Here is a 13,843-nt window from a genome sequence, read left to right on the forward strand (position 1 = left end):
TGATATTAATTTTTATCTAAACAAATGAAGAAACTTATTTTTATCGCGATGGCGATGCTTTCGGCTTTTGCAGTTACTAACTGCACACCTGACCAACAAAAAGAATTACTTGCTAAGATAGCTAACCAGACACTTAGAGGAGAAGGAGCACCTGCTCCTGAATTAGGTGTTATTGGTAATTATTATTTCGATGAGAAGAACTCAGACCTCTATGGGCCTAAAACCGCTGAAGGTTGGGGTACCCCTGTGAGTCTTAAAGACTTTAAGGGAGCTAAGGGCGATAAAGGAGATCCTGGAGCTAATGGTACTAAAATATACACAGGCGAAGGGAAACCTTCTGATGAAATAGGAGCGATAGGTGATTGGTATTTTGATACTAAGACTAAAACTTTCTACGGGCCTAAAACAGATAAAGGATGGGGGGATAAAACTGCTGATATATCAGGAGGACAAAATAGTATCTCATCTAATGCCTACGAACTTAGTCCTGATAAGAAAAGATTATTACGATGGTTTGATAAGAATCTTACCAAGATAGATATGCAGGCAGATAAACAGCTAAGTAAAATAAAATCAGTAGATCCGGCTGTGTTTGAGGATTATACTACTTTGAAAGAGGTTGTGTTGCCACAAGGTCTTGAAAATATAGGTAAGGAGGCTTTTAAAGGATGTATTTCTTTAAAGAGTATTATTATTCCTAATAATGTAATAGAAATAGGAGTAGAGGCATTTGCAGAATGTAGTAGTTTAGCTACCATAACACTATCAAATAAATTAGGAACAATAGGTAATTATGCTTTCGCTAACTGCGATTCTTTAAAACGTATAGTCTTACCTAATAGTGTGGTAAAAATAGGTAATGGAGCTTTTGAGCACTCTAAAGCATTAGAAACAATAGAAATGTCTAATAATGTAATTTCAATAGGGGAATATGCCTTTAATGAGTGTCGTTCATTAAAAAGCATTACAATACCTAGTAGTGTTATAAAAATAGGGAAAAATATTTTTCATCATTCAGGATTAGAATCTATTACTTTTGAAGCTACAACTCCACCAAATTTAGAAAATTTGATAGATAGTATACATGAGGTTTCTTTTCGTTTCAATTTTACTATTTATGTACCAGCTAATAGTTTAAATGCTTATAAAAGTAGTTGGAGTTGGACAGGTTTTACAATTAAGGCTAAAGAGTAGAATTACGAAAATTTGTTAAACGTAAAAAATAATAAAAATGGCATCATTAATAGGATCAATAAAAGGAACATTTGATGAAAGGAAAAAGATGATGTTTCCTGAGCCAAAAGGTATAATTGAGGGGTATACTCAAGTGTTTGATGGTACTGAGGACTATGTGAAAAATGGTTATCACCACATAGAAATTGACCTTTCTGTTTTATTGGAAAAATGTGCAAATATTGCAGACCAATATAACGAACCTGATATTTTTGAAACTAGTCCTTATACATTTACTCCTCCCCAAACTCTCATAGAGTACTATGTAGCAAAGTATCTACGTAGCCAGTTAGATAAAGAACGATGGAATCTTCTTTTTAAGAAACCAATAAATGGGGTTGTTCACGATATTAGATTGGTTGAAAAAGAACTTCCTCAAACGGATGAAAATACTCCCAAAAGGATACAAAAACTTAGAACTATTATTATTGATTTATTTGCAGAACTGTGGTTATTCCCACTATTTAATTCTCGTTTTATTCAGAGTAGAGAAGCAGAAATTCCTGCAATCACTCTTGATGAGCTTGTAGCAAAAATTAAGTCAAAAATGGAAGCTTCGGGTGTTACCCCTGAAAATTTTTTTGTTGTTTTAACCGTTTTGCCTATAACTAATGGTGGAGAGGAGATTGATTTAGATGAGCTTGCTAAAAGATTAGGGATTCCAAGAAAGAACCTCCTTATTTATGTCGATATTGTAAAGCTATTTGAAGAACTTATTATAATGATCCGGTCATTAAAGATTCTTTTTGAATCAGAAGAAGAAGATATTAAACATCAGGAAAAAATGAAGAATTTTATTTATATTGCGACGGTGATAGCAGCTCCTATAACGTTAGTGGACTGCACCAAAGAAAAGTAATTATAGAGGTACAAAAAGGGAATACTATCTATTAGCTATTGTAGTAATATAGAGTAGCACTTCCTTATAATCAGAGTTATATAACTGCTAAATAACCTATAGCAACCTTAAAACTAAAGCACCGCTTACACAATGTTAAGCGGTGCTTTGGTTATTAAACAGCTTCTGCTATTTTTATAGCATTCAATCGTTCTGATACTTTTTTTATAGACTGATGTGTTTCTTTCATATCATTAAGAAAAAACTCGTAAATAAAAGACTGTTCTTTCTCAGTGGTGTAAGTATTTTTTAGTTGTAACAATCGGTCTTCAAAGTCTTTACTTCCAGAAAGAAGCATTAGGTTTTGTAAATCTTTTTTCAGTGTATCCATTTTAATAACAGTTTTAGATTAGTACTCATCACCTTCTATTGTTTTCCGTTTCTCTAATAATTTATGTAGGTCATCCAGCATTATATTAATTTGTATTTCTGTTTTTTCTGGGTGTTCCTCAAAAATTTTGATAAACTTTAAATAGTCGGACAGTTTCTTTTTTAGACGTTGAATTTCAATGTCAATTTCTTCTAATTCATCGTTCATAACTCTAATTGGTTTTTTTAATGCGACAAAAATAATAAATTAAAACAGAATACACAAATTTGCGCATTAACTAATAATTGCTTACTTTTGGCACGTATTTTTAAATCGTATGAAAAAGAATATTTTATTAGCCTTATTGTCTGGGGGCTTGCTTGCTGGGTCGTGGGTTACTTATGGTTTTACTGCTCTGATATTCATTGCTTTAGTGCCTTTGTTGTTGATGGAATTGCGCGTTAGAACACGCTATCAGCACACCAAGCGGAAAGTATTTGCCCTTAGCTATTTGGCTTTTTTGGTGTGGAATGTGCCTACTACTTGGTGGATATGGTATTCCACCCAAATAGGGGCTGTCTTTGCTATTTTGGCTAATACCTTGCTGATGACCATTACCTTTTTGTTGTATCACCTTGTAGCTAAAAGGCTTTCAACAAAAGTATCGCTTATTTTTTTGGTCTGCATTTGGCTCTCTTTTGAGAAGTTTCACCTGTGGTGGGATGTCTCTTGGCCTTGGCTTAACTTAGGAAATGTCTTTTCTGAACAAATAACGTGGATACAATGGTACGAATATACAGGTGCTTTTGGGGGTACGCTATGGGTTTGGTTGGTGAATATAGTGCTTTTTATAGGAATAAAGGATTATTTATCGGATAAAAACCGTCCGCTACTTGCCAAAAGAGTAGGAGGGGCGACCCTTCTATTTGCTGTGCCGGTGCTTATTTCGTATTTTCAATACCAAAACTACTCCGAAGAGGGCAAAAAGACTATTAAAGCTATTGCTTTGCAGCCTAATATCGACCCTTATCAAGAGAAATATGACTTTAGTAATGCTAAAGTAGCGCAATTATTAGTACAATTGGCTGAGGTAAAGATGGATAAAGAAGTGAATTTTATCGTTACTCCTGAGACTGTGTTTGCTGATAATGTGAAGTTGCAAGAACTGCCTTATACCCAAGAGGTGGCTATATTGCGCACTTTGGTATATCGCTATCCTCAGCTCAATTGGGTAGGGGGTACTGCTATGATTGAGTTCATTACTGATAAGGCGCGTACTACCTTGCAAAGCAACTACTTACCCCAATATAATATATGGTACAATGATTACAACTCGGCTTTTCTGCTTAATAGTCGCCCTGAAGTGCCTTTGTATCACAAGAGTAAGTTAGTGGTAGCAGTAGAGAACTTCCCTTATCAGCAAGTGCTAAAGCCTATATTAGGCGAGACGCTAATCAATTTGGGTGGCACTGTGGCGCTTAAGACTACTCAGCCGGAGCGCACTGCTTTTGCAGGGGTAGGGACTGAGGGTAAAGCGGCACCTATCATTTGCTACGAGACGATTTATGGAGAGTTTGTAACCGATTATATCAAGAAAGGAGCTAACTTTTTGGCTATTCTCACTAACGATGCGTGGTGGCGCAATACGCAGGGACACAAGCAGTTGCTCAGCTATACTCGTTTGCGTGCTATTGAGACGCGCCGTAGTGTAGTGCGCAGTGCCAATACGGGTATTTCGGCATTTATTAATGGTCGTGGCGAGGTACTGCAAACTCTACCCTATGGTGTGCAAGGCAGTCTGAAAGGCACTATTGCCCTTAATGAAGAAGTAACTTTTTACGTGCGTATGGGCGATTACCTTGCGCGCATTGCGTATTTCTTGGCATTTTTTATTTTTTTAAGTGCTGTAGTAAAGCGCAGAGGGTTACTATCAAAGAACTAAAGAAGCTATTATAGAGATGGTACATTATATTTCTAATGAAGTACTCCTTTTGGAGCAGTTAGATACAATTATCAATACTGATGTGAAGCTCAAACTCTCTGAAGAGGCGGTGCTAAACATCGAAAAGTGTCATACTTTCTTCACTGAAAAGGTGAAAGATAGCTCATTGACCGAGGCCACGGAGCAGCACTACACCCAATTGAGGCATTATGCTTGTGGAATAGGCGAGCGCCTGCCTTGCAAGTTAGTGAGGATAATGCTGTTTCTGAAAATTCAATCCTTTTCGTATGGATTTAGTGGGGTGCGTCTTGCTTTAGTACAGCGTCTTATTGATTTCTTCAACAGTGGGGTATACCCAGTGGTTTATTCTAAGGATATTCCTGATGAGCGCATCGCATTAGCACATCTCTCACTACCTCTGATAGGCGAAGGCGAGGTATGCATACAAAACAAAATCTATTCTGCGCAAGAGTTGGCTTCAAAATATGGTTGGGAGCCCTTACCTCTTAGTCAGCGTGAGGTAGATGCGTTGCTCAACGGCACGCAACTTACCACAGCCTATAGTGCGCACAACCTTATTGAGTCGCTTAAGCTTATAGAGTGGGCGGACTTTGTAGCTTCAGTTTCTACTCAAGTGTTTGGTGGCAATCTATCGGCTTTCTCAGAACTGATGCAGGTAGTACGCCCTCACAAGGGGTTAGTAGAGACGGCACAGCACCTCCGCACGCTACTAAAAGACAGTACATTAGTAGATAGTCCTGAAGATTTTCAGAGTATGCCAGAAGCTTTCTGCTCTATTCCTCAGATACACGGAGCTGTACGCGAGGCTATTGCTGCTATTCGCAAGGTAGTAAAAACCGAGATAAACTCTGTAACCGATAACCCTATTCTCTTTCCTGAACAAGGCGAAATTATCTTTGGGGGCAACTCGCATACGTTACCTCTTTCCCTAAGTATGGATTTTCTCAGTATCACGCTCACCAGCTTAGGCAACATCTCCGAACGCCGTGTGTTTTACTTGCTTTCCAATGTTGGGAAAGATATAGAAACAGAGATTGATTACCCTATATTTCAGCGTATTATAGAGGGAATACTCAATGAAAACCGCCGCCTTTCTACGCCTTCTAGCATAGAAAGTCCTATACTCTTTGAAAAAACGATAGATATAAAAGGGATGGGTGGTAGTTCGGCTATCAAATGCTCTCAAATAGTCAAAAATGTGATACAAATCATTGCTATTGAGCTTATCTTAGCTACTTCACTTTGGAAAAAGAAACCTCTTCGTTATCATTCTTCTATATTTAAAGATTATCTTGATTTTATAGCAGAGGAAGGTAGCACAACTACACTTAAAAAGAATATTGAACAAACGCTACAGTTTTTCAATCAGTATAGAGAAAAAGTAGAAGATTAAGAAATAAATAAAATTTAATGTTTATGACTGACTTAGAAATCGCCCAAAAGGCACAAATGCTTCCTATTAGAGAGGTAGCCAAGAAACTAAATATTAGTGAGGACGACCTCGACCCTTATGGCAAGTATAAAGCGAAACTACCCCTGCATCTTATCAATGCTGAGAAGATGAAAAATAGCAAGTTAGTACTCGTTACTGCTATTACTCCTACCCCTGCAGGCGAGGGCAAAACTACTGTCAGCATCGGGCTTACAGAGGGGCTCAACAAGGTAGGCAAAAAAGCTATAGCCGTACTGCGCGAACCTTCTTTAGGGCCTGTATTTGGTATCAAAGGCGGAGCCGCTGGCGGTGGCTATTCGCAAGTAGTGCCTATGGAAGACATCAATCTACACTTCACAGGCGACTTTTCGGCTATTGAGAAGGCTAATAATCTTCTTTCAGCGGTTATTGACAATAATATACAAAGCAAAACCCACAGCATCGGTATCGACCCGCGCACTGTAGTTTGGAAGCGCGTAATGGATATGAACGACCGCGCTCTCCGTCATATAGTGGTTGGCTTAGGGGGCAGCACTCACGGTATACCTCGCGAAGATGGTTTTAATATCACTCCTGCTTCCGAGATTATGGCGATATTATGCCTCTCAGAGAACTTTTCTGACCTCAAAAGGCGTATAGGCAATATCTATGTAGGCAAGAAGTTCGATGGCACTCCTGTTTTTGCACGCGACCTTAAGGTAGTGGGGGCTATGGCACTCTTGCTCAAAGAAGCTATCAAACCTAACCTTGTACAAACGCTTGAGAATAATCCCGCTATCCTACACGGTGGCCCTTTTGCTAGCATAGCGCAAGGTACAAACACGGTATTGGCTACCAAAATGGGGCTTTCATTAGGCGATTATGTAGTTACCGAAGCGGGCTTTGGGGCAGACCTCGGGGCAGAGAAATTCCTTAATATCAAATGTGTATCAGCAGGCTTAGCCCCTGATGCCGTGGTAGTGGTAGCTACTATTCGCGCGTTGCGTCATCACGGAGGCGCTAAAAAAGAGGAATACAACACTCCCGACTTGCAAAAAGTGAAACTTGGTATTGCTAATTTAGAAAAGCACATCGAAAATGTGCAACACTTCGGACTCAAAGCAGTAGTAGCCATTAACTATTTCCCACACGATAGTGAGGAGGAGATTGCTTATGTAAAAGAAGTATGTGCCAAAAAAGGGGTAGAAGCAGTGGTTAGCAAAGGCTTTAGTGAAGGAGGTAAGGGCACTGAAGAGCTTGCTCGTGCTGTAGTAGCCATTGCTGAAAGCGGCGAAAGTCATTTCGCGCCATTGTACTCTCACCAGGCAAGCATAGAGGATAAGATAACTACCGTAGCTACTAAGATATATGGGGCAAGCAAAGTGAATTACAGCAGCAAAGCCCTTAGCCAGCTTAAGCAGATAAACAAGTTAGGCTTTGATAAATTACCGGTTTGTATCGTCAAGACGCCCAAATCACTCAGCGATGACGAGAAAAAGCTCGCACGCCCTACTGATTTCGAGGTAACGGTACGCGAGTTTGAGTTCGCATCAGGGGCAGGCTTTGTAATCCCTATTTTGGGTGATACCGTTCGTATGCCGGGCTTACCTAGCGTACCCGCTGCCGAAGGTATGGATATAGATGATGAGGGCATCATCTCCGGACTCTCTTAATACATAAACTACAAACAAAAAAAAGAGGCTGTACAAAACTTCTGTACAGCCTCTTTTTTGTGTCTTTCGTCTTTAGAACGGATAGTTTATCCCAAAGTTAAATACCACATCTTTCATTTTAAACTTCTTAATCCATCGGTCGCCTACCTCGTAGGCAGGGTCGTAAGTCGGCACGCCCATATCAAGGCGAATTACAAAAAAGTTAAAATCATAACGTAGCCCAAAGCCCGTACTCACCCCTACATCTTTTAGCGAAGAGAAATTTACGAATTTATTATCTGCTATAGGCGTATTGTCGGCTACATTCCAGATATTCCCCACATCCGTAAAGAGAGCCCCTTTAAAAGCCCCTAACATCTGAAAACGATACTCCAAATTCAGCGTCAACTTCATATTCGCCTCGTTATAATCAAATACCGACTGACTTGCCCCTGGTCCTAAACGATAGGCTTTAAAACCCCTATTGTCAGTGGTTCCTCCTGCAAAATAACTCTGCGAAAAAGGTATATTATCAGAGTTGCCATAAGGTACCGCTATACCAAAAAACGAACGAAAAGCCAGCGAATTCTGCTTTCCTATCGGGAAATGCTTAATAAAATCCAGCTCTCCTTTAGCAAACTGAGCGTATTCAACCCCAAAAATCTTATTCTTGTTATTATCTGTCTTCACTACGTTATAAGTAGAAGCCAAAGTATTGAGCAAACCACCTGCAGCTTCTACTTTTATACGAAATTGCGAGAAGTCACGCTCAAAAAACTGCGATTTACTGTTGAAAATATACGTATAACTACTCGAAACGATAAAGTCGTTGTTCGTAATCCGGTTGTACCGCTCCAAAATACCTAATAGTGGTACTGCATCTTCTGCTTGTACAGTTATATTTCGGTTGAAAATATCTTCTAAGAACCTAAAAGTACCCTCTCTGGGGGTCAGATTACCCCTATTATCCACATAAGCCGTTCCTAAATGATACTTTCTTGATATGTCATTCAGTCGTTCGTACGTACTCTGGTAGATGCTAAAGAAGTTTCGCGGATTGATATTATTAACATACTGTACGTTGATAAGATCAAAAATCACCTTATTCTTCTGCTCACGCGGGTTCCATACATAGCGCAATAGCCCCGACGTGGTGCGCTTGTCAATACCTATATTCGTCTGATAACTCATACCCGCCTGCAATATTGTCTGAGGAGTCATATAGTACGGAATCAGCTTGCGTGTATTCAGCGGAAAGAGAATAGTAGGGAAGATAAACCTCACATCGCCGCTTATCTCAGAAGTGTTAAAGAAACGCGAGTCATTTAGCGAAGGCTGCGACGCAAAAGTCCCTTGTAGGTTCAGCTCTAAAGTCTCAGCCCCTCTAAATACATTGCGCGCCGAGAAAGCAGTACCTACCCCAAAGCCTATCGCCTCAATCTCCGAACGCTTAATCTCATTGGTCAGCCTAAGCGAGAACTTATCCAACGGACTTAAATAGATATTCGCGTCTAACTTGTTCATTAGCGTATCTTTAGGCGGATATTTAAACTCCATATTCGGGTAGCGAAATACGCGCAAATTGTTCAGCTGCTTATAAGTATTCCCCCTATCAGTGTCGCTGTACAGCTGCCCTTGGCGCAAACCCGAAGCACGCCAAAGCACCCGCGGACGGTAGTGCAGCTTATCCTTGTAGTAGATAATTAGGTCGCGGTAAGTTATCGAATCAAGCGCCGATTTATCCGTCTGACTGTCATAGTCAGTATACATACGTATCTTATTGATATGATGCACTTTATACTTCTTAGTAGTCACCACATCACCATCGCGCTCTATTAGGTCGCCTATGTTAGTGGTTACCTGTAGGTTGCGGTCTTTCTGCTTATGCACCGTGTCGCGCACTATCTCAAAATTGATAGAACTCTGCTGAAAAGTATAAAAACCCTTGTTACGGAAAAGCGTATAGAGGCGCGTCCGCTCCCCAGCAAAGTCCGCCAACTGATACGGAGCCCCCTGTTTTAGCAGCGTCTTATCAAGGTGCAATCGGTACACCGAATCTATCTCTGGCGATGTGATAGCCGTCTTCAGACTGTCTATATAATAGCGGTCGCCCGTTTGTATGTAGTAATCTACAGTAGCCGTGCGCTTTTCTATTTTCGTCAGCTTGCGGACGCTATCACCTACCTTAGCGTTAAAATAGCCAATACTCCTATAGTAAGCCGCCAGCTGCTTAGTCGACCGCCGCACTTGTGCCGTATCAAGTACTACCGGAGCCTCCCCAATCTTCTGAAGCTGGTGGTCAATACCCGACACCAAAAAAGATTGTTGCAACCTCCCTACCTGCTTTTTAGAGAGGAAGCCATTCAAAAATCGATGCCAACGAGGGTGATTATCAAGCCATTGTACAAATTCCTCTTCAGAATGAGGGTTCGCCCAGTTGTAAATATACAAACTTACCGGCAACCCTAAAATATACGAATTAGGCTTTTGAAAGATAAAATTGTTTACCTTTGCATCATCAGTAGGGGTACCATTCACGTAAACCTTGTTTTCGCGCAGCAAATAATCATCGGCAGCCACCCGTTTAGTAGCCTCACAAGCCGACAAATAGCAGAGCAAAACACATAGCCCACTGACAAACGAATATCGAAAAAACGCCTTTTTCACAAATAATTGTTTTTAGGGCTCAAAATTACATAATATATTTATGCTTAGCAAAAATCAAGTAAAATTAATTCAGAAGTTACACCAAAAAAAATACCGTAACGAGCTGAAAATCTTCATAGTAGAGGGCAAGAAAAGTATCAACGAATTTCTACAAGCGGGCTATACCCCCCAGCTGCTTATCGCTACTGAAGCCTTTACGGCCAGCGTGCCCCAGCATCTTATTACACCAGTTAGCAAAGACGAATTGCGCAAGGTCAGCACCCTTCAAAACCCCGATGAGGGCTTAGCCGTTTTTGAGCAACCTAAGCACAAAGGCATCTTGCAAGAGGGCGTTATTGTGGCGCTCGACAATGTGCAAGACCCTGGCAATCTGGGTACTATCATCCGCCTATGCGATTGGTTCGGAGTCGAAACCCTACTCTGCAACACCCAAACGGTCGATTGCTACAATCCCAAGGTAGTGCAAGCCTCTATGGGCTCGCTTACCCGTGTAGCAGTGCATTACCTCGATTTAGCTGCTTTTCTAACCACCACAGCGCTCCCTGTATATACAATGGACTTAGAGGGCGAAAATCTCTATACAGCTACTTTTCCCAAAGATTGCATACTTATTTTAGGCAACGAAGCCAATGGCATCAGTTCAGAGGTACGTGCCTTATCCAATGAAGTGATTACGATTCCCCGCTTTAGCCAACACCAACGCACCGAGAGTCTCAATGTAGCGATGGCAGGAGCTATTATTTTAAGTGAAGTTATGGGGCATCATTAGAAAATTTTTCTAAATACGCCTACCCTATACAATCGATATAGGAAGGATACAGGAACACCGAAGGATAAGCGAATAATTAGCGAAGTACAAACGTCCAACAATCGACCTCAAAACAGAAAAAAGTACTACACTCACCAGTCCCACAATTGCCTGTGCGGCTCACACTCCTACCTATCTCTACATTATATTAAGTATCTTCTTTTATTCAATAAAATCATATTTTTCGTGTATGCTTGCCCGTCACATCTCCCCCTTTGAAGGGGGCTGGGGGGGATGTTAATACCCCCGTTTGCCCGTCACATCTCCCCCTTTGAAGGAAGTCCGCGAGCTAGCGCAGCGGAGTATGTGTTAGGGGGGATGTTAATACCCCTCCCACTTTTTTAGCACGATTTTTGCATCACATTCTAAAACCTAACACCTAAAACCCAATGCCCTTACCTTATATATTAATACTGTTTCGCTTTTTATTAGCTCCTACTATATTGTGGATAGCCTACGCCACCCCCGAAAGCGTAGCCCGCCCCGCAATTGTCATTGCTATAGTAGTAGGACTCCTATCCGACATCTTCGATGGTATCATAGCCCGCCATAGGGGCATTAGCACCGTAAAGATGCGTCGCCTCGATAGCCAAACCGATTTAGTTTTCTGGCTCTCAGTGGGGGTAGCCTGCTATTGGCTCAACCCCGCCCTTATTACAGCCTACCGCTATCAGATTATAACTCTATTTGTTATGGAAGCCCTCTGCTATGGTTTGAGTTTTTTGCGCTTTGGCAAAGAGACCTGCACCCACGCCTTCCTTTCTAAAATATGGGGACTTACCCTTCTCGTAGCCTTTGTCTCCCTTATTGGCTTTGGGTATGGCGGCTTCCCATTGCAGTTAGCTATCTATTGGGGACTATTATCCCAAACCGATGTCATTCTTATTATACTGTTGCTCCCCCGTTGGCAAAACGACATCCCCAGCGCCTACCACGCCTACCTTATCAGAAAAGGAAAGACTATCAAAAAAAATAAATGGCTGAATAGTTAGGATAGTTAGAAAAAAGTACTATATTTGCGACTTAATTATAAACTTTTAAAAACGTATGAAATTACCAATCATTTTAGGGCTTCTTACCGCCTCTATTACTGCCAGCTTTGCACAGCCTTTTCGCGACACGGCTGTGCTACAATTAGCCGATACCAAAGTGCTAACGGCAGAAACCTCCCAAGCCCAGCACTTAAATCTAAACCCTTTTTTAGTAAAGGACAAAGAATTCGATTTTGGAGCGTTACTCAAAGAAATCAATTTCGTACCTTTAGAGACCACGGCACAAAGCCGCTTAGGGCAGATTCGCAAAGTTGTTACCACTGCCGAACACATCTATATTATGGACGACCTTGATGAGTGGGGCATTGCCATCTTCACTCGGCAAGGGAAATTCGTAAAGCGTATTCCTAACGGCAAAAAGCCAGAACAACTCTATCGCCTTTATGACATCGATTTTAATACCCAAACCAATGAACTAATAGCTTACAAGCATTCGTTTCTTCTTATTTTTGATAAAGAAGGCAATTTTCTTCGTTTCAAATACCTGCCTATAGGCTTTCTCAATATGGCAGCTACCCCCGATGGATATGTGCTAAAATCGCTTGTAGGGCAAAATACAAACTTAGGCGACAAAAGCAACTACCGTTTGCAGTTTATAAATAAAGACCTCAAGCTCAATGCGGTAGCCCTACCCGATAAAGAGAGCAAAGCCTTTTCGGCTAAAAGTTACCTTTATAGAGTAGCCGATTTGGTAAAGATAACAGCCGAAATATCCGACACTATTTATCAATATAACCCTAAGGATAACAAATTAGCAGCAGAGTTTATTTTAGATTACGACCACAAGCTGCCACATTCGTATATTTATGGCAAAGATTTTAGTGTTTTTGAAAATGCTATACGCAACCATAATTATAACTATTGTATAGGTGATTATATCGAAACCACTTATCACAATGTGTTTTTTATTTCTAATAAAATAGGCAATGTTGTAGTTTACCGCGACAAGCACAGTGGCAATATGGTAGGAGGGGGGATAGCCCAAAGCAAACAGGGACTTCCTTTCTTAGCTTTCCCTGATAGTTTTTATGATGATCAGCTTATCAAGTATTATTATCCAAGGGAAAATGATTACGAAGTGCTAAAAGAAATGCCATTTCTTTCTGAAGCAAACAAGAAGAAAAGCGAATCCTTCAAAAAAGGCGATAATCCCATTCTAATTTATTACACGTTGAACAAGTTCTAAAAAGATAACTAAAGAGATAAAGAGATATAGAAATATATTTTGATAAAGAACTTCGGAAAAAACTTTGCTAAAAGCTATAGGAATACCCACTATAGCTTTTAGCAAAGTTTTTTTGCACAATATCCCACCCGTCCCTACATCATATTGTTCGTGTATGCTTGCCCGTCGCATCTCCCCCTTTGAAGGGGGGCGGGGGGATGTTTCCTCCCAAGCCTCCCACCTGTCCCTACATCATATTGTTCGTGTATGTTTGTCCGTCGCATCTCCCCCTTTGAAGGGGGCAGGGGGGATGTTACTCCCAAGCCTCTCACCTGTCCCTACATCATATTGTTCGTGTATGCTTGCCCGTCGCATCTCCCCCTTTGAAGGAAGTCCGCGAGCTAGCGCAGCGGAGTATGTGTTAGGGGGGGATGTTTCCTACCAACCTCCCAAAAAATCTTCATCTCTCTAACATCTGATTTCCAACCACTTAACCATTTCCCTCAAAAAAACTTCAAAAAAAGTTGCTAAAAAATTTGCAGAATTAAAAAAACGCCGTACCTTTGCACCCGCAAATGAGACGATAAGTGCTCTTGCAAGAAGAAACAACACGTACATTGACATAATGTTGTACAGCACAAAATAAGATTTAAAGAATCGAGTGAAACCTGAAGTCAATAACTT

At 40.8% G+C, this 13,843-nt stretch carries 11 protein-coding genes; 8 read left to right on the plus strand and 3 right to left on the minus strand.

Going from position 1 to position 13,843, the window contains the following annotated elements; all coding sequences use genetic code 11:
* Positions 1-24 precede the first annotated feature (24 nt).
* Entirely contained in the window at positions 25-1,194 is a 1,170-nt protein-coding gene (locus C8P65_RS09795; protein ID WP_107782648.1) for a leucine-rich repeat domain-containing protein, read from the plus strand.
* Between the two features lie 37 nt (positions 1,195-1,231).
* Positions 1,232-2,092: a hypothetical protein gene (locus C8P65_RS09800; RefSeq protein ID WP_107782649.1), complete on the plus strand. Its 861-nt coding sequence runs from the start codon at positions 1,232-1,234 to the stop codon at positions 2,090-2,092.
* 154 nt (positions 2,093-2,246) lie between these two features.
* On the opposite strand, the gene C8P65_RS09805 is transcribed toward C8P65_RS09800, so the two are convergent.
* Positions 2,247-2,462: a hypothetical protein gene (locus C8P65_RS09805; RefSeq protein WP_107782650.1), complete on the minus strand. Its 216-nt coding sequence runs from the start codon at positions 2,460-2,462 to the stop codon at positions 2,247-2,249.
* 18 nt (positions 2,463-2,480) lie between these two features.
* Entirely contained in the window at positions 2,481-2,669 is a 189-nt protein-coding gene (locus tag C8P65_RS09810) for a hypothetical protein (RefSeq protein WP_107782651.1), read from the minus strand.
* Between the two features lie 109 nt (positions 2,670-2,778).
* On the opposite strand from C8P65_RS09810, the gene lnt reads away from it, so the two are divergent.
* Genes lnt through C8P65_RS09825 form a run of 3 tightly spaced genes read left to right on the plus strand, consistent with a single transcriptional unit; the run spans position 2,779 to position 7,488 of the window.
* Positions 2,779-4,383, plus strand: a complete 1,605-nt coding sequence (gene lnt / locus C8P65_RS09815; RefSeq protein WP_107782652.1) for an apolipoprotein N-acyltransferase — start codon at positions 2,779-2,781, stop codon at positions 4,381-4,383.
* Positions 4,384-4,399: 16 nt separating this feature from the next.
* On the plus strand, positions 4,400-5,797 hold the full coding sequence (locus C8P65_RS09820) for an aromatic amino acid ammonia-lyase (protein ID WP_107782653.1): 1,398 nt from the start codon (positions 4,400-4,402) through the stop codon (positions 5,795-5,797).
* A gap of 23 nt (positions 5,798-5,820) precedes the next feature.
* On the plus strand, positions 5,821-7,488 hold the full coding sequence (locus tag C8P65_RS09825) for a formate--tetrahydrofolate ligase (protein WP_107782654.1): 1,668 nt from the start codon (positions 5,821-5,823) through the stop codon (positions 7,486-7,488).
* 72 nt (positions 7,489-7,560) lie between these two features.
* Here the strand turns inward: C8P65_RS09825 and tamL are convergent, their stop codons facing one another.
* The gene (gene tamL, locus C8P65_RS09830) at positions 7,561-10,134 is read right to left on the minus strand and encodes a translocation and assembly module lipoprotein TamL (protein ID WP_107782655.1); all 2,574 of its coding nucleotides are present in this window, start codon (positions 10,132-10,134) and stop codon (positions 7,561-7,563) included.
* A gap of 40 nt (positions 10,135-10,174) precedes the next feature.
* On the opposite strand from tamL, the gene C8P65_RS09835 reads away from it, so the two are divergent.
* From C8P65_RS09835 to C8P65_RS09845, 3 genes are all read left to right on the plus strand, one after another.
* Positions 10,175-10,903 carry a TrmH family RNA methyltransferase gene (locus tag C8P65_RS09835; protein WP_107782656.1) on the plus strand — a complete coding sequence of 243 codons (729 nt, stop codon included), beginning with the start codon at positions 10,175-10,177 and terminating at the stop codon, positions 10,901-10,903.
* A 428-nt stretch (positions 10,904-11,331) separates the two neighbouring features.
* Positions 11,332-11,934: a CDP-alcohol phosphatidyltransferase family protein gene (locus tag C8P65_RS09840; protein ID WP_107782657.1), complete on the plus strand. Its 603-nt coding sequence runs from the start codon at positions 11,332-11,334 to the stop codon at positions 11,932-11,934.
* A 55-nt stretch (positions 11,935-11,989) separates the two neighbouring features.
* Positions 11,990-13,180: a 6-bladed beta-propeller gene (locus C8P65_RS09845; protein ID WP_107782658.1), complete on the plus strand. Its 1,191-nt coding sequence runs from the start codon at positions 11,990-11,992 to the stop codon at positions 13,178-13,180.
* Positions 13,181-13,843 lie beyond the last annotated feature (663 nt).

Source organism: Capnocytophaga leadbetteri (assembly GCF_003054025.1).
Classification (GTDB): domain Bacteria; phylum Bacteroidota; class Bacteroidia; order Flavobacteriales; family Flavobacteriaceae; genus Capnocytophaga; species Capnocytophaga leadbetteri.